Origin of the sequence: Pseudoalteromonas rubra, from assembly GCF_001482385.1 — a bacterium.
Taxonomy (GTDB): domain Bacteria; phylum Pseudomonadota; class Gammaproteobacteria; order Enterobacterales; family Alteromonadaceae; genus Pseudoalteromonas; species Pseudoalteromonas ardens.
In genome coordinates, this window is record NZ_CP013611.1 from 3,455,425 (window position 1) to 3,479,389 (window position 23,965).

18 protein-coding genes are annotated in these 23,965 nt (G+C 49.0%); 11 read left to right on the forward strand and 7 right to left on the reverse strand.

Annotated elements, in window-relative coordinates; genetic code table 11:
- Nucleotides 1-74: 74 nt before the first annotated feature.
- The 3 genes from AT705_RS15020 to AT705_RS15030 all read left to right on the forward strand — a co-directional run bounded on the left by AT705_RS15020 (nt 75) and on the right by AT705_RS15030 (nt 2,831).
- Nucleotides 75-1,229, forward strand: a complete 1,155-nt coding sequence (locus AT705_RS15020; protein WP_010383191.1) for an iron-containing alcohol dehydrogenase — start codon at nt 75-77, stop codon at nt 1,227-1,229.
- A 129-nt stretch (nt 1,230-1,358) separates the two neighbouring features.
- On the forward strand, nt 1,359-2,003 hold the full coding sequence (locus AT705_RS15025) for a cytochrome b/b6 domain-containing protein (RefSeq protein WP_058797186.1): 645 nt from the start codon (nt 1,359-1,361) through the stop codon (nt 2,001-2,003).
- Between the two features lie 135 nt (nt 2,004-2,138).
- A complete protein-coding gene (locus AT705_RS15030; protein WP_058797187.1) occupies nt 2,139-2,831 on the forward strand; it encodes a DUF3581 family protein in 693 nt (230 codons plus the stop codon).
- 237 nt (nt 2,832-3,068) lie between these two features.
- Here the strand turns inward: AT705_RS15030 and AT705_RS15035 are convergent, their stop codons facing one another.
- Nucleotides 3,069-4,247 carry a DcaP family trimeric outer membrane transporter gene (locus tag AT705_RS15035; protein ID WP_058797188.1) on the reverse strand — a complete coding sequence of 393 codons (1,179 nt, stop codon included), beginning with the start codon at nt 4,245-4,247 and terminating at the stop codon, nt 3,069-3,071.
- A 323-nt stretch (nt 4,248-4,570) separates the two neighbouring features.
- Here AT705_RS15035 and acs point away from each other — a divergent pair, with 323 nt between their 5' ends.
- Both acs and AT705_RS15045 read left to right on the forward strand, forming a co-directional pair.
- Nucleotides 4,571-6,508 (forward strand): acetate--CoA ligase, encoded by a 1,938-nt coding sequence (gene acs / locus AT705_RS15040; protein ID WP_058797189.1) that lies wholly within the window; start codon nt 4,571-4,573, stop codon nt 6,506-6,508.
- An 86-nt stretch (nt 6,509-6,594) separates the two neighbouring features.
- Nucleotides 6,595-7,248 (forward strand): response regulator transcription factor, encoded by a 654-nt coding sequence (locus tag AT705_RS15045; RefSeq protein WP_058797190.1) that lies wholly within the window; start codon nt 6,595-6,597, stop codon nt 7,246-7,248.
- Nucleotides 7,249-7,304: 56 nt separating this feature from the next.
- Here the strand turns inward: AT705_RS15045 and purU are convergent, their stop codons facing one another.
- Nucleotides 7,305-8,135: a formyltetrahydrofolate deformylase gene (gene purU, locus AT705_RS15050; RefSeq protein ID WP_058797191.1), complete on the reverse strand. Its 831-nt coding sequence runs from the start codon at nt 8,133-8,135 to the stop codon at nt 7,305-7,307.
- 563 nt (nt 8,136-8,698) lie between these two features.
- Here purU and AT705_RS15055 point away from each other — a divergent pair.
- Nucleotides 8,699-9,187 (forward strand): DUF1579 domain-containing protein, encoded by a 489-nt coding sequence (locus tag AT705_RS15055; protein WP_082669006.1) that lies wholly within the window; start codon nt 8,699-8,701, stop codon nt 9,185-9,187.
- A 43-nt stretch (nt 9,188-9,230) separates the two neighbouring features.
- Here the strand turns inward: AT705_RS15055 and folE2 are convergent, their stop codons facing one another.
- On the reverse strand, nt 9,231-10,124 hold the full coding sequence (gene folE2 / locus AT705_RS15060; protein WP_058797193.1) for a GTP cyclohydrolase FolE2: 894 nt from the start codon (nt 10,122-10,124) through the stop codon (nt 9,231-9,233).
- A gap of 16 nt (nt 10,125-10,140) precedes the next feature.
- Nucleotides 10,141-11,472, reverse strand: coding sequence for a dihydroorotase (locus AT705_RS15065; protein WP_058797194.1), 1,332 nt, complete (start codon nt 11,470-11,472; stop codon nt 10,141-10,143).
- Between the two features lie 199 nt (nt 11,473-11,671).
- Here AT705_RS15065 and AT705_RS15070 point away from each other — a divergent pair, with 199 nt between their 5' ends.
- From AT705_RS15070 to AT705_RS15080, 3 genes are all read left to right on the forward strand, one after another.
- Complete coding sequence (locus tag AT705_RS15070; RefSeq protein WP_058797195.1) at nt 11,672-13,825, forward strand: M3 family metallopeptidase; 2,154 nt, start codon at nt 11,672-11,674, stop codon at nt 13,823-13,825.
- A gap of 120 nt (nt 13,826-13,945) precedes the next feature.
- A complete protein-coding gene (locus AT705_RS15075) occupies nt 13,946-14,620 on the forward strand; it encodes a DUF1826 domain-containing protein (RefSeq protein WP_058797196.1) in 675 nt (224 codons plus the stop codon).
- 101 nt (nt 14,621-14,721) lie between these two features.
- Entirely contained in the window at nt 14,722-15,624 is a 903-nt protein-coding gene (locus AT705_RS15080) for a GTP-binding protein (protein WP_058797197.1), read from the forward strand.
- Between the two features lie 26 nt (nt 15,625-15,650).
- Here AT705_RS15080 and AT705_RS15085 read toward each other — a convergent pair whose 3' ends face one another.
- From AT705_RS15085 to AT705_RS15095, 3 genes are all read right to left on the reverse strand, one after another.
- Complete coding sequence (locus AT705_RS15085) at nt 15,651-16,040, reverse strand: MerC domain-containing protein (protein ID WP_058797198.1); 390 nt, start codon at nt 16,038-16,040, stop codon at nt 15,651-15,653.
- 154 nt (nt 16,041-16,194) lie between these two features.
- Nucleotides 16,195-16,566, reverse strand: coding sequence for a hypothetical protein (locus AT705_RS15090; RefSeq protein WP_058797199.1), 372 nt, complete (start codon nt 16,564-16,566; stop codon nt 16,195-16,197).
- A gap of 845 nt (nt 16,567-17,411) precedes the next feature.
- Nucleotides 17,412-19,427, reverse strand: coding sequence for a methyl-accepting chemotaxis protein (locus tag AT705_RS15095; protein WP_082669007.1), 2,016 nt, complete (start codon nt 19,425-19,427; stop codon nt 17,412-17,414).
- A 305-nt stretch (nt 19,428-19,732) separates the two neighbouring features.
- On the opposite strand from AT705_RS15095, the gene AT705_RS15100 reads away from it, so the two are divergent.
- On the forward strand, nt 19,733-22,570 hold the full coding sequence (locus AT705_RS15100; RefSeq protein ID WP_058797201.1) for a TonB-dependent receptor: 2,838 nt from the start codon (nt 19,733-19,735) through the stop codon (nt 22,568-22,570).
- Between the two features lie 58 nt (nt 22,571-22,628).
- Nucleotides 22,629-23,942 carry a DUF5690 family protein gene (locus AT705_RS15105; RefSeq protein ID WP_058797202.1) on the forward strand — a complete coding sequence of 438 codons (1,314 nt, stop codon included), beginning with the start codon at nt 22,629-22,631 and terminating at the stop codon, nt 23,940-23,942.
- Nucleotides 23,943-23,965 lie beyond the last annotated feature (23 nt).

The following is a 23,965-nucleotide window of genomic DNA, read 5'->3' on the forward strand; positions in this document are numbered from 1 at the left end:
TAATGATCATGACAGTCTGTCAGGCTAGACTGAGAGTCGTTTTATATCGAGTCACAAACTAACAGGAACAAAGCATGCTGAATTTCAGTTTTCATAACCCAACGCAGATCCTCTTTGGAGAAGGTCAGATTGCCGCTATGTCGGACAGTATTCCTGCTGACGCGAAAGTGTTGGTCATCTATGGTGGTGGCAGCATTAAAAGCAATGGCATATACCAGCAGGTAAGTGATGCGCTGGCTAATCATCACTGGGGCGAGTTCAGTGGTATCGAGCCAAACCCCAGCTATCAGACCTGTATGCAGGCGGTTGAGGTCATTCGTCAACAAGGATATACCTATTTGCTCGCCGTTGGCGGTGGCTCGGTCATTGATGGCAGTAAGTTTATTGCGGCGGCGGCTGAGTTTAATGGTGAGCCCTGGGACATTCTGGCCAAAGGGGCGCAAATCGAATCTGCCCTGGATTTAGGTGTCGTGCTGACCTTACCTGCAACCGGCTCTGAATCGAACAGTTTTAGTGTGGTCTCTAATAAAGAAACCAACGACAAACTGCCGTTTGCTTCACCGCAAGTACAGCCTAAGTTCGCGGTGCTGGACCCCACGGTTATGAGCTCCCTGCCTGAGCGTCAGTTGATCAATGGTGTGGTCGATCCGTTTGTACATGTGATGGAGCAGTATCTGACTTACCCCATTGATGCGAAAGTACAAGACCGTTTTGCAGAAGGCCTGTTGTTGACTTTAATGGAAGACGGCCCGAAGCTCTTCTCAGACGAGGTGGACTATAAAGTCCGCGCTAATGTGATGTGGTCAGCGACCATGGCTCTGAATGGGCTGATAGGTTCAGGGGTACCGCATGACTGGGCAACTCATATGATTGGCCATGAATTGACAGCCGTTTATGGATTGGACCATGCTCAGACTCTGGCCATTGTTTTACCACGCGTAATGCATGAACAACGTGACAGTAAACAAGGCAAATTGCTGCAATACGCAGAGCGTGTGTTAGGGCTGGATATTAGTGATGAAACACAGGCGATTGATCAGGCGATTGAGAAAACCGAAGCTTTCTTCCAGTCGTTGGGCATGAAAACACGTCTTAGTGACTATGGTGTCGGTGAAGAGGCGGTGGATAAAATCGTCGCTCAGCTGGAGCGTCATGGCATGGTTGCACTGGGAGAGCATCAGCAGGTTGATCTGAGCAAATCACGCGCCATTGTGGCTGCGTGCCTGTAACCTCAAAATCTCTCATATTAATCTCACTGTTCGGGGCGATGAGCGCAAATCTTCGCCCTGAATTCACGTATTTTTCCCGGCTGTGATACCCTGCGGGGGTTGTAACCAATATCACGCGGGGTAAATAGCATGGCAACTAAAGTTTGGGACGGATTCATACGTGGCTTTCACTGGCTACTGGTCATTGGCATTGCGGTGCTGTATTTCAGTGGTGAAGAAGGTTGGCTGGAAATCCACTTTGTAACAGGCTACTTGTTACTGGCACTGATGGCGACGCGTTTGATTTGGGGCCTGTTCGGGAGTCAGACGGCAAAGCTCAGCAGCTTATTCCATTCACCAAAAGCGGTGCTTGCTTCGGTAAAATCTTCTGCCCCGTTTGTTGGTCATAATCCGGCAGGCAGCCTCATGGTGCTGGCATTTTTTGTGTTGATCATGGTGCAGCTGATCTCGGGATTATTCACCACCGACGATATTTTGGTTGAAGGGCCACTGGTTTCATATGTGCCTTATAGTTGGGCAGAGTTGGCGGGTGATATTCATCATACCAATATCGACATTTTGCTGATTGCCATTGTCGTGCATATTAGTGCGATTGTCCTCTATCGTCTGAGAGGCAAAAATCTCGTTAAGCCGCTGCTCACCGGTAAAACAACTGAGCCAGTCGCATCAGCGCCGGCGATGCGCAGTGGTTTGCTGGCATATGGCATTTTTGTTGTACTCAGTGTGGTGTTGTTGCTGACGTGGGGGTATGAGCCTCTTATGGCTTTATTTTGATTTTGTTAACTTGTTGCAATTACTAAACTTTTAACAGATAAAAACGTCTTTTTAAGGAAACTTAAACAGATATGACCTCTGTGGGTCATAATTCTGCTAACATAGTGCGGTTTTAACGCAATACAGAAGTGAATTATGCTAACTCCTTATTACCAGCAAGAAATGGATAGCGTGGCAATTAGCCGCGAGCAGGCCAGTCAGTTCGCTAAACAAGTAGCGGATGACTTTAACCCTTTGCACGATGTTGATGCTAAAAAATTCTGTGTACCGGGTGATCTGCTGTTCTCACTAGTCCTGGAACGCTACGGTGTGAGTGAGAATATGCATTTTGATTTTGTCGGCATGGTGGATGAAACCAGTCGTCTGCAGTTTCCACCGCTGAGTGATGCGTTTGATATCACCTCAGAAGGCAAGGTCATGCTGTCGGTGAAACGCAATGGTGAAATCAAACAATGTGACAGCCTGACCAGCAGCCTGATCCGTAACTACGTTGAGTTCTCGGGGACGACTTTCCCGCATGTGATTATTCCATTGATGGGCAAGCAAGACGTGATGATCAACCCGGCGCGCCCTATGGTGATCTACGAATCAATGTCGATTCACCTGGATAAGCTGGACATTGAGTCGGTGACTCTTGAACCGGCGGAGCCTGAGTTCTCCTTTGAAGGTAAACGCGGCAAAATCGTCCTGCGATTTAATCTGTTCCACGGTGATGAGCAGGTCGGTCAGGGTGAAAAGCACATGGTGGTTGCGGGCGTACGAGAATACTGTCAGGAAGCAGTTGATAAGCTGATTGAGTATTACAACGAGCGAAAAGCAACCTTGTAAGCTCTGCATACACAGTTTAAAAATAAAAAGCCCGCATCACGCGGGCTTTTTGTTGCGGGAGTTTATACCAATTTCACTTAATACCTGTTCAATTTGAAGGAGTAAATAGGACGCTAAGGGCGTTAAAAATTTCTCATTTAGAGCCTTATACCTTAGACATAAGTTCACAAATTTTTGCCTTGTTATCGACCCTATTTTCTCGCTTCAAAATAGAACACTTAATTAAGCAAATTGGTATTAAAAAACATACTTTACGGAGAACTGGAGTCGGTCCAGATCGCCTTCTGCGCCACTCTCAGTTTCACGTGTCGCGACTTTATATTCTGCACCAAAGGTGAGCTTTTTAACTGGTGAGTAGAGAATATTCGCACTATAGCTGGTGGTAGACTCTGTGGGGTCTACCGTGACGCCCAAGAGATCTTTATCATTATCAGCTGAGAAGAAGGAGTAAAGGAAGGTTGAGCGCCATTGCGGGTTCCAGTAATGCTGATAAGCAACAAAGCCCGAGGTTGAATCAATCGCATGCAGCTCTTTGCCATCATAGACCGCACCATGTGCTGCATTGAGGCCCACATAGCGACCCAGGCCCTGGCCTTGTGTCAGCATAAATTTAAGGTTGCTCTTACCAAAATTGACACGACCAGACGCGCTGATCCCGAACGAGGTCTCGCTTTCATCAGCCGTGGCGACTTTATAGGTCAGTTCGCGACCTAAGGCAGCAACCACCAGGTGCCCCCAGTCCGCTTTATAGGTATATCGCGCGGTAAAATCAGGCATACTGGCGTCGTCGGTCACCACCCGTGCGCCACCTTCAGAGGTAATGGTACTTTCCGGGTTTTCCGCAGAAAAAGACCAGTTACCAATGGTGTACTTGGCCATGGCCTGGCGGACGAACACGGTGCCATCTGCTGGGCCGACAAAGTCCAGGGTTTCCGGCAGGGCGCTAACATTTTGGAAGTTAGACCAGGCCTGGCCAAACAACCAGCCTTTGTAGGTCACATAAGCCTGGCGGATCCGCGGTGAGTAAGAGTTAGTCACTCGTTCGTTGCCGCCGGTTGAGGCGATAAAATCCAGCTCAATTTTAGTTTTAATACTGCTGCCATCATCCAGTTTTGTATCTGTAGACAGGTTGAAGCGCGACTGACGGGCATGCATATCAAATACCGCATCTTTAGGTTCGCCGCCACTAACAGGGGTGGTACCAGGCACATAGAAATCCCGGCCAATATGCTGTGAGCCTAAACTGCCATCGGAAAAGTCACTCCAGATAGCATCCAGCTTAATGTATCCACCATATTTTACTTCAGTACTGCCCAGCTCAGCCGCATTGGCACTGGCTGTGAGCAGGCCGCCAAGTAACGCGGTTTGCACGGCCAGGGCACTAAGCGTTAAGTTATTTTTCTTTGCTGTTGTCATAGTTGAATTCCTGTATACATTGCTCCGGATTGCGCAGACAAATCCGGGGTGAGGTCAGCGAATGTGCTTCGTGTTCTTCAATGTTGTTGATGACGGCTTTTTACTCAATTAACCTTTGGTCTATACGACTAAGGTGGGATGCCAGCGGGAAACGACTCTGTATTGTATATCTTGCGACTGTCGTACATCTGCAGAAGTGCCAGGTTTGTCTACTATGTTTGCAATACAGGTGCAAGTACAACTAAGGTCTAATACTTAATATAAAAAGAGTGGGCGATCCTTGGTGCATCGCCGTCTGGCCAAAAATCAACATGGAGATGACTATGTCACAGAGCATTTATCCGGTTCCTGAAGCCATCAGGAACGCAGCGCTGGTAGATAACGATCAATATACAAAGCTATACCAAGAATCCATTGACGATCCTCAGGCGTTTTGGGCGGAGCATGGTAAGCGCCTTGACTGGTTTACCCCTTACAGCAAAGTAAAGAATACGTCGTTCGATAAAGGCCATATCAGTATCAAATGGTATGAGGATGGCGTGCTGAATGCTTCCTACAACTGTATTGACCGTCATTTGAAAGACAATGCCGACAAAGTCGCACTGATCTGGGAAGGCGACGACCCAACGCAAAGTGAGCACATCACCTTCCAGCAACTGCACGACGAAGTGGCAAAACTGGCCAATGGCCTGAAGAAGTTGGGTGTACAAAAAGGCGACCGTGTTGCCATCTATATGCCCATGACGCCACAGGCAATTTACGCCATGCAGGCGTGTGCCCGTATCGGTGCTATTCATTCGGTTGTGTTCGGTGGCTTCTCACCTTCGGCGATTGCAGATCGGATCAAAGATTCGGGTGCAAAAGTGGTGATCACGTCAGATGAAGGCCGTCGTGGTGGCAATTGTGTGCCGCTTAAGGCGAATGTAGACGAAGCGGTCAGTCAGGACGGTGTTAGTATTGAACATGTGGTTGTGCATCAGCTCACCGGTGGTGAAGTGGAATGGCAAGCGCACGATGTCTGGTGGCATGAGTTGGTGGCTGATGTCGCCAGTGAATGTGAGCCAGAGCCAATGAACGCGGAAGATCCTTTGTTTATCCTTTATACCTCTGGTTCAACCGGCCAGCCAAAAGGGGTGGTGCATACGACAGGTGGTTATCTGGTTTATTCATCCATGACACACGAGTATGTGTTTGATGTTAAAGCCGACGATGTTTACTGGTGTACTGCCGATGTAGGTTGGATCACCGGCCACAGCTATATGGCTTATGGCCCGCTAGTAAATGGCTGCACTCAGGTGATTTTTGAAGGTGTCCCGACTTATCCAAGTTCAGGACGTATTGGTGAAGTTGTGGATAAGCACAATGTCACCATCCTGTATACAGCACCGACTGCTATCCGTGCCTTAATGGCGAAAGGCGATGAGCCAATTGCCAGCTCAAAACGCACCAGTTTGCGTATTATGGGATCTGTGGGTGAGCCAATTAACCCGGAAGCCTGGAGTTGGTACTACGAGAAGATTGGTAACAGCCAGTGTCCCATCGTGGATACTTGGTGGCAGACTGAAACCGGTGGCATCATGATCACGCCGTTGCCGGGCGCCACGGATATGAAGCCGGGGTCGGCAACCCGTCCATTCTTTGGTATTGCGCCAGCCTTGTTCGATGCAGAAGGCAACACACTGCAAGGTGCGACGGAAGGGAACCTGGTGATCCTGGACAGCTGGCCTTCGCAGGCTCGCACAGTGTATGGTGATCATGAACGTTTCGAGCAAACTTACTTCTCGGCCTACCCGGGTGTGTATTTCACAGGGGATGGCTGTCGTCGCGATGAAGATGGCTATTACTGGATCACTGGTCGTGTGGATGATGTACTCAATGTGTCGGGTCACCGTCTGGGCACTGCTGAGATTGAAAGTGCTCTGGTTGCACACGAAGCAGTCGCAGAAGCGGCAGTTGTGGGTTATCCCCATGACATTAAGGGCCAGGGGATTTATGTGTACGTGACGCCAAACGAAGGGGTTGCTGTCACAGACGAGCTGACCAAAGAAGTACGTAACTGGGTGCGTAAAGAGCTCAGCCCGATTGCGTCACCAGATATGATCCAATGGTCACCTGGTTTGCCTAAAACGCGTTCTGGTAAGATCATGCGCCGTATTTTGCGTAAGATTGCAGCCAATGAGTATCAACAATTGGGCGATACCTCGACTTTGGCCGACCCGAGTGTGGTCGATGAATTGATCGAAAACAGACTAAACCGTTAATTTAGCGTTAATCGCTTGAATTATGACAAAATATTGACCTACTATATCGGCTGTCGAAATGACAGCCGATTTTTTAGGAGCCAAGCATGAACCAGTTTTTAATTGCGGACGATCACCCTCTGTTTCGCGAAGCATTAAAGGGGGCACTGCAGAATCAGTTTGACGGGTTAGAGATTTTCGAATCTGAAAACTTCGAGCAAACCTTGCAACAATTATCCGAACAGGACGAGCTGGATCTGCTGTTGTTGGATTTACATATGCCAGGCAATGGTGATTTATATGGCCTGATCAGGATCCGTGAAGATTACCCGAGTTTGCCCATAGTGGTGGTGTCGGGCAGTGAAGATTTGACCGTGATCTCCAAAGTAATGGGTTACGGTGCCATGGGTTTTATTCCCAAGGCCTCGTCGTCGCAGGAGATTGTTGAAGCACTGAACCAGGTGCTCGAAGGGGATGTCTGGTTGCCTGTTAGCCTGAAAGATCAGATTGCCGAACTTGACGGCGAAGACAAACAGCTGGCACAGCAAATTGCCTCTTTGACACCTCAGCAGTACAAGGTCCTGCAATATCTGCACGAAGGCTTACTCAACAAGCAAATCGCCTATGAACTGAATATTTCAGAAGCGACGGTCAAGGCGCATATTACCGCGATATTCCGTAAGCTGGGTGTCTACAATCGGACACAGGCGGTGTTAATTGCGGCTAAGTTGCAACTGGAACCGGTTGAAAGTCCGAGTTAACGGCTAGCCCGGAGCGTACCAAACGCCAGCCCAGGATGCTGGCGTTGTGTTGTGTGTCAGGCAAATACAACGGTTTTGTTGCCGTTGATAAACAGTTTATGCTCTGCTGCCAGCCCAATGGCTTTGCAGAATACCACTTTCTCAATATCCCGACCCATTTTAGCCATGGCTTCAGCGCTATCGGCATGACTCACCTGAGTGACATCCTGCATGATGATTGGGCCTTCGTCCAACTCATCATTGACGAAATGTGCCGTTGCACCAATGATTTTTACCCCTCGCTCAAAGGCCTGGTGATACGGTTTTGCGCCGATAAATGCCGGTAAAAAGGAGTGGTGAATATTGATGATCTGATTACTAAAGCGTGATACAAAGCCGGGGCTAAGCACCCGCATATACTTGGCCAGACCGATAAAATCAGGCTGATATTGCTCGATGACTTTGGCCATGGCATCGTCATGTTGTTCCCGCGTGAGGCCCTGATGAGAGACCAGATGAAAAGGCACGCCAAAACCTTCTACCAGTGGCTTAAGCGTATCATAGTTGGCGATCACCGCCTGGATCTCAACGTTAAAAGCATTTTCGTATTGTTTTAGCAGCATACCACCCAGGCAATGGGCTTCTTTGGTGGCAAGCAGGACGACTTTGGTTTTCTCATTGCCATGTAAATGTACTTGTGCACCGTCTGGCAGCACGCTACGTAGCTGTGGTAAAAATGCGTCGCTGACCGTTCCTGTCAATTCTGTACGCATAAAAAAGCACTCACCTGCTTTATCCACAAACTCGTTGTTGCGGACGATATTCAGATTATGCTCAAAACATAGCCCGGTTATTTTGGCGATCAATCCCACATCATCACGACACTGGGTGGTTAATACTATACTCATATCCTCATTCCCATACGTTTTTATGAATTCTTCACAATACCCCGTTGAACGGAAAAAACAAGCAGACAAAAGTCCGCCTCCAGTCTGGGGGTTACTGGCTTACCTGATTAAGTAAATGTTAATTTTGGTGTTGAATTTATGTCTAGGAAATGTCGCTTTTAACAGCCAGGTGTCACATCAAACGCCAATACTATCATTTAGCTGCGTAAATCAATCAGCTTCAATTCGAAGAGTGAGTGATACACCAAGCATTCTGTTACTGCCTCATTTACCGCCCTGGTACAGCACTACCCAGAAAAAAACGCACTGATTGACCGGACGAAGTAGATTAGCTGTCAGGCATGTAGTGACGTGCAGAGCCTGTGTGAGGGGGAATGCGAGCTAAGTGGTCAAAGTGAAGTGCTTATTTGGCCTATTGGTCGCTTAATGACCTTAGCAAACAGACTAAAACCGACTCCTGTCATGTCTGAAAATGTCGAGTTTTTGTCGTGAAAATACTGTTTACTTATACAGTTCAAATGCTAGAGTAACGCTCGATTATGATAATAAAACAAAGGATTATTATGCTTGAAAGCAATGCACCTGGCGCACCCGGCGACTTCGATTTTATGGTTGGCCAGTGGTCAGTACAGCACCGCCGTATAAAAGATATACTGAATGGGGGAGACGAGTGGATCGAGTTTAAAGGGGAGTCATCAACACTCAACACGCTCGGCGGATTTGGCAATGTAGAAGATAACCACCTGCATTTTCCAGAGGGATCTGTCAGAGCCAAGGCAATTCGTTCATTCAATGCGAGCACCGGCCAGTGGTCTATTTGGTGGCTGGATGGGCGTAATCCGGGCATGCTGGATACGCCGGTGGTGGGTGCGTTCACCGATGGCATCGGGCGTTTTTATGCCGACGAGGAGTATCATGGTCAGGCTATCAAGGTACGCTTTATTTGGGATGCCACGAACCCGGAACAACCAACCTGGGCACAGGCATTTTCTAAAGACGGTGGTGAACATTGGGAGACCAACTGGGAAATGACGTTTACCCGCATCCAGTAGCGATAAACACCCACGTAACCTGTTACGTGGGTGCACTATGGCATTAAGATTTACGGTCGTACACCACAGCATTGTGCGCATGCAGGCTTTCCTGATGCTCTACTTTAAACTGGTAGTCTGTGACTTCTGTGATTGATTCCAGTGTTGCTTTAATACGCCTTGCAGCGTCTTCACAAAACATCAGGTTTTTTGCATTCAGTGCTGCAAACGCTTGCTCATCTTCACGCTTAACCGCCGTTTGAACTGGCGTTGCCAGCGTTTCCTCAAACAATGAAAGCCAGTGCGCCAGATCGGGCAAGTGACCGCCAGCTAGATCGGCTTCAATGTAAGCGAAAGAGCGCTGGCTGTGCGGCGTTGCGACTGACCCCTGTGGTCCTTTGAGCCATGCCAGTAACTGCGCTTTGTCTATGTTGTCCTGATCGACAAACTGCTGCTCGACCGTGTCGCTCAGTAACTGACGAGACAACGCCGCTGAGCAAGGGCAGGTACTGCTGTAGGTAATTGTGCTGATGAGCTTGCAGTGGGTTTTACCTTCAAGGTGCTCACAGTGCAATTCTATTGGATAAGCATTGTAGCCGCTGTAGTTGCTTTTCAGAGCCGGTCTGTTCAGTGGTAGCTCGAACTTCAGTACTAACTTGGCAGACTGACTGAGACCTTGCTGGGATGCGACTATCTCTTTGAGCACCTTATCGAGCTGTGCGAAAGTGAGTTCAGTCCCTACCAATGCTTCGTTGGCGAGCAAGTAAAGACGTGACATATGAATGCCTTTTGCGCCAGTATCCAGGCTGACAAAAACGTCCATCAGAGTGTTGATGTTGACGCTGGTCTGATCGCAGCGCACCTGCATGGGTAGTGCTATTTTTTCCATTCCAACCCACTTTAGCGGGCTCTGGCTGTCTGGCTCAAAATGGGTCGCAATATCGGGGAGTTGCATCATGGTTTATGAGTCTCACTTAACGGTTAAAACGTAACGCCTGCGCGGCATTGTGCTCGGTATTGACCTTGTCACCATCAAACACCATGGCCCCATTAACAAAGGTCGCACGGATCTGATGAGAGAAAGTGGTGCCATGAAACGGACTCCACTTACATAGGTAACGGGTTTGTTCGTGTTGTACGTGGGTTGCGTGATTTGGATCAACCAGCACCAGATCGGCAAAATACCCTTCCCTGAGGAAACCTCGTTTGTCGATGGCAAAGCGGGTTGCAACGTTATGTGCTGTTTTTTCAACCATCTGAGTAAGTGTCATTGCGCCACGTTTAACCTGCTCCATGAGGGTCAGTAAGGCATGTTCAACCAGTGGCAGGCCTGCCGGCGCTTGCGGATAGGGCACGTTTTTCTCTTGCCAGGTATGCGGGGCATGGTCGGTGGCAATGATATCAATGCGCCCGTCATGCAGGGCTTTTAGCAATGCGAGCCGGTCCGATTCGGCTTTAATGGCCGGGTTACATTTGATGAGGTTGCCCAGGGCCGGATAATCTTGTTGGTTAAACCACAAATGATGAACGCAGGCTTCGGCTGTGATGTGCTTTTCGGCCAAAGGCGCAGTGCTGAATAAGCTCAATTCTTTTGCCGTGGTTAAGTGCAGGACATGCAGTTGCGTACGATATTTTTTAGCAAGGGCAACGGCATAAGAAGAGGATTGATAGCAGGCTTCATCATCACGGATCATCGGGTGATGGATGATTTGCGGTGTTCCATATTGCTGCTCAATGCGCGCATTATTTTGCTGGATCACTGAACCTTGTTCACAGTGCGTGGCGATAAGGGTGGGACATTCTCTGAAAATTGCATCCAGGGCAGCGGGGTGCTCTACCAGCAAATCGCCGGTTGATGCACCCATAAAGACTTTCACGCCACACACCTGACGTGGATCAACGGCTTTGATCTCATCTAAATTATCTGGCGTAGCGCCGAGGTAAAACGCGTAGTTTGCGACAGAATCTCGTTGTGCAATGGCGTGTTTGTCTGCGAGTGCTTGTCGGGTCGTGGTCGAAGGAGAGACATTGGGCATTTCCATAAAACTGGTGATCCCGCCAGCTGCGGCCGCGGCCGATTCACTGGCAATGGAACCTTTATGGGTCAGGCCGGGTTCTCTGAAGTGCACTTGATCATCTATCATGCCGGGCATCAGCCACATGCCCTGGGCATTGATGACTGCTTCATTGGGTCTGGCCGATAAATCCGGGCCAATTTCAGCAATGTACTGGTTTTCAATTCTGAGATCAGAAACGTAAAGCTTACCTTCATTCACTAAGGTGGCGTGTTTAATTAAGCGTGCCATTGGTATCCTGATTAATTGTAGAGATAAACAAAACTTAAGGCTGTTCTTTTGGGCCACGACGCAGGCCGCAATCAACATTGCGCGTGCTTTTCTTTGCGTACCCAACTCACATATGGGTCTGTTTAGCGCAACAAAGATTGTTGATTGTTTTGTTATATTATAACATATCCGCTCTATTTTACAGATGAGAGAATCGACGATGAAAAAGTTACTTGCACTGGCAGTGAGCTCTGCCTTACTTGTGACGGCCTGCACGGGCGGGGATCGTACGTCAGGCTTGCAAAAAACAGCAGCGTCTGCGACGGTAACTGAGGGTAATCCTTTACTGGTAGCAAGCACCTTGCAATATCAATCACCCGACTTTAACCGCATTGATGATGCGCACTTTATGCCTGCCTTTGAGCAAGGCATGGCTGAGCAAATGGCTGAAGTCAATGCCATTATTAGCCAAACCGAGTCTGCCAGTTTTAGTAATACCATTGTTGCATTGGAGCGAAGTGGTGAGTTACTAAAGCGCACGCAGGGGGTATTCTTCAACCTGTCTAATACTGATTCAAACGTAAAGCGTCGTGAGATCCAGTCTGAAATGGCCCCTAAGCTGGCTGGCCACTACGATAATATTTATCTGAACAAAGCGCTTTATAAGCGAGTGGCAGAGGTTTACGGTCAGCTTAATGTGCTTAACCTGGGTGCCGAAGAAAAGCGTCTGACTGAAGTCTATTACAAACAATTTGTCAGAGCGGGCGCCAAGCTGACTGAGTCGCAACAAAAAGAGATCCGTGAAATTAACGCGGCTTTGTCGTCACTGACGACCCAGTTCTCGCAGCATTTACTGGCCATGTCTAAGAGTAATGTGGTGCTGGTTAAGGACAAAGCGAAACTGACTGGCCTGACAGACGCACACATTGCGCAACTGGCACAAGCGGCTGAGCAAGCGGGACATCCGGGTCAGTATCTGATCAAAATTACCAACACCACGCGCCAGCCTATTTTGGCTAAGCTGGAAGATCGCCAATTGCGTGAGCAAGTATGGCGCGCCTCCTCAGAACGTGGCTTATCAGGTGAGAATAACAATCGGGAGATTGTTGCACAACTGGCGCAGCTGAGAGCGAAAAAGGCTGCGTTACTGGGTTATCAAAGCTGGGCTCACTATGGCCTGGATGCACAAATGGCTAAAACGCCAACTGCGGTTTACGACATGTTTGCCAGCATGGTGCCTGCTTTGCTGAAAAACGTGGAAGCGGAAGCACAGGCCATCAAAGACAAAGTTCGTGCTACGGGTGGCGATTTTGAACTGGCTGCCTGGGACTGGTTGTATTACGCCGATCTGGTACGTCAGGATAAGTTCGATCTGGACGAGTCTGAGGTGAAAGCTTATTTTGAGTTTGATCGAGTGCTGGAAGATGGCTTATTCTTCACTATGGAGCGCCTGTATGGCGTCACCTTTAAACCACGCACTGATATTCCTGTCTACCACTCGGATGTGAAAGCCTATGAAGTGTTTGACGCGGACGGCACCAGCCTGGCCATTTTTATGGCTGATTACTTTGCCCGTGAAGGCAAGCGTGGTGGCGCCTGGATGAGTTCGTTTGTGAAGCAATCTGGTCTTGACCAGGAGCGTCCGGTGGTGGTGAATGTGATGAACATTGAAAAAGCCCCTGAAGGTCAGCCGACCCTGCTGAGCTATTCTGAAACCACTACTATGTTCCACGAACTGGGTCACGGCCTGCACGGTATGTTGTCTCAGGTTAAATACCCGACGCTGTCGGGGACATCTGTGTCCCGTGACTTTGTTGAATTCCCGTCAACGTTCGAAGAAGACTGGGCTATCCATCCGGAAGTCATTAAGAACTACGCTAAGCATTATCAAACCGGAGCAGCTATTCCGAAGGCACTGCTAGAAAAGGTTGTTGCCAGCCGCAGTTTCAATATGGGCTTTGACACACTAGAATATGTGGCGGCTGCGCTGCTGGATATGGAGTGGCATGCATTGGCAGCGGATGCGCCGTTGCAGGATCTGGTTGAATTTGAGCAAGCTGCATTGAGCAAGCATGGCGTGAACATCGACTATGTACCACCCAGATACAAGTCGGCTTACTTTGCGCACTCAATGGGTGGCGGCTATTCAGCGGGTTACTACGCCTACATGTGGAGTGAGATCCTGGCGGCGGATGCCTTTGCTTATGTACAGTCTCAGGGCGGGCTTAACCGTAAGGTTGGTACGCACTATCGCAAGAACATTCTCGAAGTGGGTAACTCTCGTGACCTGATGGAGTCGTATAAAGCGTTCCGTGGTGCAGAGCCAACCACCGAAGCACTGCTTAAGCGTCGCGGACTCAATGTTGCACCATAAAACCAGCAATTGAAGGGCTGCCTGCCGGCAGTCCTTACTCTGTTTGAAATTCTGCGATATGTTATACTGTAACTTTTGTTGTGAATGCCGCACAACTCGGTGCAGATGTAGGAGAAGACCATGACCCGTGCTTTAGCCACTAATGACAATTCAATGATCCCTGCCAATCGGTATGCAGCCATATCCCCTGAGCCGAACGTTCTGACGGATATCTATCGCGAAGATATTAACCTGAGTGTCTGGCAATGCACGCTGACTCAGGCGCTTAATTCAGAAGTAACTAATTTACTCAGCAATACTAGCGAGTTGCAGTTGTCGATTGCGGCAACTCCCGAGCAAACGATAGGCGAATTGCACGCCGCCTCGGCTTTACTTGTTGATAAGCCTGCGCTGACTGAGCACCTGGCGACGCTGGTGGATATGTTTTGTACTTTGTTTGAATTAAAGCGCGCCGGACTCAGGCTCACGATACTCAATAAAGCTATGTGTCCTAAGTTTCATGTCGATCACATACCTTGTAGGCTGGTGAGTACGCTGGGCGGTGTGGCCTCTCAGTGGTTACCTCACGACACAGTCGATCGCAGCAAGCTCGGTGCGGGTAGCAAAGGTAAGAAAGATCATGAGTCCGGAATTTACACGTCTGAATCGGACATTCAGCAGCTCAATGCGGGTGATGTTGCTTTATTGAAAGGGTCTGGCTGGCTTGGCAATGAAGATGGAGCCCTGGTGCATCGTTCGCCAGCGCCCACAGCTGGAGAAGCACGCTTGTTGCTCACGCTGGATTTTATTGACTGAGTGGCAAAGTCATAGTGTGTTACTATTTGACCGCACTGGATTATCGTCAGATGACTATCAGGTCATGAGTGTTTTTAAGTTGGCTGGAGAGCACTGTAAGTATGGAACCAATCCTCGTACTGGTTGGCTTTTTGGGCGCGGGTAAAACCACGCTGTTAAAACGTCTGCTGCTTGAGGCTCAGCAAGCCGACTGGGACCCCTATGTGATCCTGAATGATTATGAGCACGCCGAGCTGGATGCCAGACAACTGGCCGAGCAGCTCAGTGAAGGGGCGTTAAAGCCGCTCGATGGCAGCTGTATTTGTTGCAGTGGCATCACCGCGCTGCGCGACAGCATTAATCGTATTCCACAGCGCAAGCGAGGGATCACCTTGATTGAAGCGAATGGTACATCCGATGCATGTCGTTTAATGGGGTTTCTGGGTGTGGGGCTGGACGAACGCTTCAAACCGCCGGTACAGATCGCGGTGGTCGATGCCAAAAACTGGCAATGTCGTGGTGAACACAATGTGCTGGAAGCCAATCAAGTTCAAGTCTCTTCGCTCATTGTGCTCACACATACCACCGGCTTATCCGACGCGCGCATACAGCGTGTTAAGGATGAACTGCAGCAGGTGAACCCAAACGCGACAATTCAGGGTGTGAGGGAGCTTGCACTTTGGCAGCTGCCAGAGTTGTCACCCGTGTCGGGTAATGTCGATGCATTTGAGCATCAAAAATCACACTGGGCGTCCTGCTCTGTGGCGTTACCTGCTTTGCCTGATGAAACCTGTATTGAGGCCTTGTGTGCGCGTATACCCGAGACTATTTTGCGCGTGAAAGGCTGCACACGCATTGGTACAAGTGCTGATTATACTTACTTTGAGCGATGTCCGGATGGCGCTGTGTCGATCCGGCCATTTAAGGGGGAGCCGGTTACGGGGAGTAAATTGCTGGTCGTGGGACCGGGTAGTGATCCTGGCAAATTGAATGAGCTTGTCTCGCAGGTTTTGGCCGCACATTGATTGTAAAGGCGGCCATGCAGGGTGGGTTAGTGGCAGCGCCCGGTCTGACACAGGTTGAAGTTTTTATAGTGGCTGATCACCAGCAATACGCTGCCTAAAATCGTCAGCAGCTTTTCCCCTTCCTCAGCCATCAAGTCATGGGCAAAAAATGCGGCGAAGAATAATACGCCGATACCTGCGGTGCCGTAGCCTAAAATACGCCACTGGTTGTGCTTTTTACACCCCAGAAATAACGCGCTGCTGCTGGTCACCAGCACACCAACGAGTAGCCAGCGATGAAATGCCTCATCTGAAAAGAAGGTTGCACCGAACGCTGGTAGCAGGGCAACCAGCAGGGGCACAAACAAGCAATGAACGACGCACATCGCAGACAAGCCGATGGCGTATTTGTCTAACCTTTCAGACAGGTTTCTCATGGTTTCCTCACCTTGATGATTAACGTAAGCGCTAGTGCAGGCTTATCGTACGAGCTGCTGAGCGCCTTGAATAAGTCGTTATGTTATATCATTTGAGGGACCTTGAATAGCTTGACCGTGATGAAAGCAACGCAGGAGTCGGGCGTGAGGGCAGTTATATCGCGGCCATTACAAGCAGCACACTTACCACAGCAAATAATATCCATGACCAGTGCCTTCCTTTTGATAGACCCAAAGCCAGTAAACTGTGTAGCGCAAATGTCAGCGCGGTGATGTGAAGCAGTGTAGCAGGGGTGAACTCGGGTGATGCCAGAGCAATCAGAAGTGCGGCAAATCCAAGCCAGGCGATGGAAGTCAGATGCCAGGCAAAGCGTAGTGTGCGAATGGTAAAATCGTTACTGCCAAACAACTGTGGCAGGTTATCTCGCTTAAATAGCCGAATGAGGATAAAGCGCTCGCCAAGATAGGAATGCACTAGCGAGACTAAAATGAGCAGCGCGGCAGCAAGGTAGAGAAGTAAGCTCATATAAAACCTCGTGGAGTGTTGAGTGCTGCGTTAGCTGCACTGGCAACTAAGTACGACATTGCTCGGGTGTCAGAGTTAACAGGGTACATAGTATTGTCCTTATTATCAGGCTTTTTGCCGGGGGGCTAACTGCGGTGGACGAAGTATGGTGACTTTCCGTGGCTTTGTGCAAGTTGAATACTGAGGTAATGAGCGTAGTTGCATCCGTTAGCTCTTCTTTTGTAAGCCCGTTATTTGTACAGTTAAAATACATATTGTGCGTGTAGTCTCCATGAGGAAAGTTAGCTCGTATGCGCATCGAGTATGTATCAGATGTATTGCCTTTACTAGTAAGCAAGAACTGAACTGGAATGTTTACTCCGGATAACAGGTAGGACAGCTGAAGGTCTTTGTCTGCCGTCTGAACGATGTATAATTCTCTGAAAACATCTTTGTCTATCTGGCCTGTCAGGCTTGGCCAATTACCAGTCAGTGTGCGGTGCCTGCAAACATGCCAGAGCAGTTGATAACTGGGCATTACTGCATGGACTCTGATGAACGATTCAGTATATTGTTTGGAAGTTTGCTGATTAACTTGCGTTGGAGAGCTTGCGCACCCGCTTAGCAGAACAGGAAGCAAGTAATAACTGGAGAAAGTACTCATTAGGTCATTGTTATTAGCTCTGTATAGGTAATTTGTACCTTATTTATACGATACTGGCTAGGGTCGATTTGTTAATGTATCTCAGGGTGTTTGTACGAAAGCCTGGCAGCGAGCACGATGTCGAATCATATCGCACGCCCCAGCATTCTGGATTACCTAGCTACAACACATTGTATGGAGTGTAGTATTTACCTGGCCATGGTTAATGCTTATCCTGATTTGCCAGTGTAGACAGTTCTCTGGCCTCCTCATGGATCACGTTGATGTTCCGGTTGATGCCCTCACAGGTCACGCTTTGCTGTTCAACAGCGGCGGCAATCTGGGTCATATCCTGGCTGATCCCATCTATGTTGTTTACGATATCGTCCAGTGTAGCCACTGCCTCGCTGCTTTGTTCGGCAGTGATTTGTGTTGTTTCAACGCTGCTTTGCACTTTGGAGACGGCTGCATTGACGCCCACGCTGAGGACATTGATCAGCTCATTGATCTCTTCTGTGGATGCCCGGGTTTTGGAGGCCAGGCTGCGCACTTCGTCGGCGACAACGGCAAATCCACGCCCCTGCTCTCCGGCGCGGGCTGCTTCAATGGCCGCATTTAAGGCCAATAAGTTGGTTTGCTCGGCGATCATATTGATCACATCAACAATATTTCCGATGTTTTCGCTGCTGGTGGCCACCTCGGAAATAGCTTGTTTCACGGAGTTGACTTCGTCAGACAAAGCCTGGATTTCATTAACTGTGCGAGTCAAATCACTCTGGGTACTTTTGGCCGCGCGTAGCGCCTCATTGGCTGTGTCGGCTGACTGGGTTGCCAGGTTTGCGACTTCTGAAATAGTGGCGGACATCTCATTGGTTGAGGCGGCGACATTCTCCAGCTCCCGGTTCTGATTTGTGGTACTGGCACAGATCACCTGGTTATTATTGCGCAGTGCCTGGTTTATCTCTTTGCGGCGTTTGGCCATGTTTGTTATGGCAATGGCAACATGGTCGTTGTCGCTTCGCTGTTGCATATCGATATCAAAGTTGCCTTGCGTGATTGACTGACAGGCCTTTTCAATACAGCGGTACGAATCGACGACACGGCCCAGACTGCGCTCCATGGTTGAGATTTCATCGTCCTGTTCATCATCACCTGTAATAATGCCGGAAATATCGCCACGTGCCACCTGTTCGGCCATGGTCACCGCACGCTCAATACGCAGGCTGATCTTCTTAATAAACCAGACCGACAGGGCTATCAAGACAAGCATACACAATGCACTGAAGATGGCCATTTTCACAAACATGCTTTGCACTGCAGAAAGCACCACCTGTTCCGATTTTCTGGCAATCACCAGCCACTCTCCGGCGTGAATAAACCCTGAGGCAAAATAATAGGACTGTTGGTCGATGGGGTCGTTTGTCAATGCGATGCGGTTATTCTGTTTATTTTGGAAGAAGTGCCCAAACACTTTGGCATACGGGGTTCGTGTAATGGCCTTGGTGCGTAGGTTTTGGTTTTCTAGGGTAGCAGCAATGACGTTGCCATCACGGCTGATCAGAAACAAGTCGATACCTGTGTGTTGCTTTACCTCAGCCAGATAAGCACTTACGGTGTCCAGTGCTCTGTCCACGCCACCAATCCCTTTAAATGCACGCTGCTCAGTTATGGGATATGAATACTCGACTATCATATTACCCTCATACATATAGGGCTCGGTGATCATTGCGCTTGCCCGGCCGGAACTTAAAAAGCGCTGTTTCACGCCGTTGTAGTAGAGGCTCGACTCCATATCAACCAATGGGGCAATCGCAATGCTGCCGCCATCCCGATACCAGTAGGGCAAAAACCGGCCCGACTGATCCACGCTTTTATCCACCTGTTCTGTGTTGCGCGCTTGCGAGTCATTGCCGTCTGCATCAGGCTCATAACCAAAATATGCACCGGTGTATTCGGGAAACTCAGACAGCGTTTGCCTGCTCAGAGCCAGCGATTGCGCCCGCTCACCAAACAGGCCATTCTCCTGCGCCAATACCAGCATTTTAGCTGTTCGTGATGCCAGCGCATTTTGCTGATTGAGTGACAGCGCCACGTTGCGGACTTCCTGCAATAAAGCATGCTCAGCCTGCTCTCTGGTCAGGCTCATCGACATAGATGCTAAAAGCACAATAATAGTTACTATCACTACTAAGGTCGGTACGGTGAGATATAAGGCTATCTGAGATTTTAGGCTTTTCATTATCAGTTCAACCAAGTCCGGTTTATCTAATCATGGTCAATAACAGGAGTTTCGTAAATGTATCAAGGTGAAGTTTTTTGCCGCTGATTAGTTAAAGTCAATCTCGTTAGAGCAGGCAGAATTAAGGCATCGGCGTTGTTTAAGTAGTACCGTGTGATTGTCGATGCTTTAAACACTATGTCTTCATTAATATCAGTTTCAAAAATGCGACACACCTTTGTCATACATGCCCCATAAACTGTTTTTTAAAATCTGGTCTAGACCAAATGGTTGCTAATTATTAAATAACTCTTCTTGGGGATGACATGAACAAACTCACACCGATAGCCGCGGGCATATTGGCTATGACTAGCTTTTCTGCGCTGGCAGATGGCTCAATCACAGGCTTAATTACGGATGCATCAGGCACGCTGTCAGGGGCTAAAATTTCAGTGGTGGGTACAAAATCGACCACGTCGACTGATTATCAGGGGCAGTTCAATTTATCGCACCTGCCTGCGGGCACACACACGCTGCGTGTGGAGTATCTGGGCTATCCGTCTGCTGACTTTGATATTACGGTCGTGGATGGTGAGATTGTGGATTTGGGCAGTCTAAGCCTTAATCGTAACGACAATACACTGGAAGAAGTGGTCGCCGTGGGTCATATGCGCCGTGGTGCCATGAAGGCCATCAACATTCAAAAAGAGTCCGACAATATTAAAAATGTACTGTCGGCGGATGGTATAGGCAAATTGCCGGATCGTAATGCGGCGGAAGCCGTGCAGCGTATGCCGGGCGTATCCATTGAACGAGATCAGGGGGAAGGCCGCTTTGTGGCTGTTCGTGGCTTGCCGGCTCAATGGAACTCTACTTCGATAAACGGTGATCGCTTACCGACCGCGGAAGAAGAGACGACCAGCCGTGCGGTGGCCTTTGATTTTTTCCCGACCGATATGATTGAGCTGGTGGAAGTGTCCAAAGCCATTACGCCGGATATGGAAGGAGATGCGATTGGCGGTAACATCAATTTTGTGACACGCCGGGCACCAGATGAGCGCCTGCTGTCTGTGAATGTGGGGGTAGGAGATTCTGAGAAAGCCGAAGGCGGCAGTCATTCCTTTAACCTGCTCTATGGTGACCGCTTAGCCAATGATAAGTTTGGCTTTTTAATTAATGCCACCGCCTGGGAACGTGACTGGGCAACTGACAACTATGAACCACGCCGTGAAGTGGATGAAGAGGGCGTCGCAGGTGTACACAGATTAGAACTACGTGACTACACAGGAACGCGCAAAACCTACGGTCTGAATATGTCGGGTGAATACCTGCTGGATAAGGGAGTTGTCTATGCTAAAGCTATGTATGGCACCTTGTCGGACGTGGAGACCCATTACAAGCATCGAGTGCGCTACAACAAAAACCGCGTAGAGCTTCAGCATATTCATGATGAACTGATCACCGAGATGACGGGGTTTGAGTTTGGTGGTGAGTTCGACATCGATTTCAATACGCGTTTGGAATGGAAGCTGAGTACCTATGAGAATCAGTTTGAGTATGGTGACATTCCTAATGGTAAAGACAATGCCTATTATGTGGTGAAGTTTAAACAAGGTGTCGAGTTTGATGCTGATGTGGGCATGCGCGATGGCGAGAACAAAGAAACCGGCCTGATCTATAACACCATAGATGGCGGTACCGATCCGGCGCACCAGATTGGTATGCACCTGCCGGATGACTGGGTGATGGATCCCAACAAAGCCGTGCTGGCAGATGTTGAGTTATATGGTGTTGATATTAAAGAAAAAGACAAAATCGTTGCCCAGTTTGACCTGATCCACACATATTCAGACCAGCTTGAGTTTAAAGCCGGCTTTAAATACCGAGACAAAGAACGTAATGCCAGCTTCTTCGATAAGTTTTACAGCTGGAACGAAGACGAGTTTGGACCAACGCCGACACTGGCTCAGGTAGCAGATGAGTTAGGTGTCAGCTTAGTGGATCAACCTGGTCGACGTGACTATCTGGACAACTATGAGATTGACTATCAAAAGCACTTCTCAAAAGTGATCCCGGTGAATGATCTGAAGCGCTGGTGGGACGAAAATAATCACAAGTTAAATTACGACCTGAACGACTCTGAGGTGGTAGAAAATGGCGGTGGCTTAAGTCGTAACTTTGACCTGGAAGAAAGCCATTTATCTGTCTACGGTATGTCGACTTACACGCCATCAGAGCGCTGGACAATCTTAGGTGGCCTGCGTGCAACGCAGACCAAAACGGATGTATTTGGTTATGTGGCGGTGAAGAATGATGACGGAACCCGCGTTGAACCAGAGCATGGCGGTAAAGACTATTGGTCCGTGTTGCCTTCAGTACATGTTACCTATCATCAGGACGAAATGACCAATGTACGACTGGCGTTGACTCGTACGTTCGCCCGTCCTGGTTTTGGCCAGCTATCACCGGGCAGCACGTACCTGGAAATCGAAAACCAGTTGCGCTCAGGCAACCCACAGCTGGACCCGACTTACTCAAATAACCTTGATTTAATGTATGAGCACTACTTTGATAATGCCGGCGTTATCTCCGCAGGGTACTTTTATAAACAGATCATCGATCCGGTTTTCTCTCAGAGCTATCAGGGCACGTATCGGGAGAACTCCGTAACGGTGAAAAGCCCGCTGAATGGCGATGATGCCTGGTTGCATGGGATTGAGTTTAATGCCAATTCCAGTCTGGCATTTGTCAATGAGTCACTCGACAATTTTGGTATGAGCGTGAACTTTACGCTGATGGATTCAGAAATGGACATCCCGGGTCGTGACGATAAAGTGAAGATCTCCCGTCAGGCCGATGCGCTGTATAACGTTGCTTTTTACTATGACAATGGTGACTTCGCGGCGCGTATTGCAGTGAACCATAAGGGGGAATACATCGAAGATCACGGCGATAACACGATGCTGGACACGTATTATGGAGATTATACAAGCGTCGATGCCACCGCGTCTTACTACCTCAACGACAATGCCATGATTTATCTGGAACTCAACAACCTGACCGATGAGCCGCTACAGTATTTCACTGGATCGGAACAGCGTCCGAACCAAATCGAATACTACGGTATCCGTGGTCAGGTTGGCTTTAAATACGATTTCTTTTAATCGCACTGTCAACTGGGAAGGTTAGCCTTCCCAGTCTTCTTTTTCAGGTAATAGTGTCATGTCATTCATCAATCGCGTTATTCAGCGCAGCCACACCTGGGTGTTTGTTGTGTATGCTTCTTCGGCGGCATTTATGACTTACTTCTGCATGTATGCGTTTCGTAAACCCTTTTCTGTTGGCAAGTTTGAGCAGGTTGAGGCGTTTATGGGCGTGCTTGATTTTAAGATAGCGCTGGTGCTGGCTCAGGTGTTTGGCTATTTGTTGTCTAAATTCATAGGTATCAAGGTGGTATCCGAGTTAACTGCAAATCGCAGAGCACTGGCCATACTGACACTGGTGATGGCCGCACAATTAGCGCTGGTGTTATTCGCACTGGTACCGGAGCAACTCAAGCCGCTGATGATGTTCTTAAATGGCGTGCCGCTTGGCATGATCTGGGGAATTGTTTTTAGCTTTTTAGAAGGGCGTAAAACGTCAGAGATCCTCGGCGCGTTTTTAAGTGTGACCTTTATTGTGGCATCGGGTTTGGTGCGCACAGTGGGGCAATGGCTGATGGTCGATCTGAACGTAACAGAATACTGGATGCCAGCCACAACCGGGGCCATTTTCACTGTGCCTTTATTTGTATCGGTGTATTTGCTGGCGCAAACCCCGCCGCCTTCGCCGGACGACCAAAGTGCAAGGCAAGCCCGTGCGCCTATGAATGCTCAGCAGCGTCTGGCGTTTTTCCTCCGTTATGCGCCGGGCATTTTACTGCTTATCAGCAGTTTTTTGCTGTTTACCGGCTTGCGAGATTTTCGCGATAACTTCTCTGCGGAGATTTGGCAGGCACTCGGCCACGGCGAAGAGCCAGCGATTTTTGCCTATGCGGGCATTCGCATCGCTGGTGTCGTGTTGTTTGTGCTCGCTGCCATGGTGATGATTAAGAACAACACCAGTGCGTTTTTAAGTAATCATGGCTTTATTTTGCTGGGTTGCGTGCTGCTGGGTGGCACCACCTATGCGTTTGAGCAGCACTGGATAGACGGCAAAAGTTGGATGGTGTGGCTGGGTGCCGGACTGTATATCGCTTACATCCCCTATAACTGCTTTTTGTTTGACCGCATGATTTCAGCCGTAGGCTCAACGGCGAATGCGGGTTTTTTAATTTACCTGGCCGATTCAGCGGGTTACCTGGGGAGTGTCAGCATCTTGTTGTATCGCACATTTGCCTCCCCCGAGATCAGCTGGCTCGCGTTTTTTATTCAACTTTGTTACCTGGTAGCAATCCTCGGCGGCGCGCTGGTGGTTGGCTCTATGGTGTATTTCAGTATCCGCCTGTTACGCCGGGGCCACATGCCATTGACCGACTCGCCTTCACGGCCGGCATAAGCGCCGCACACTATCATAAGGAA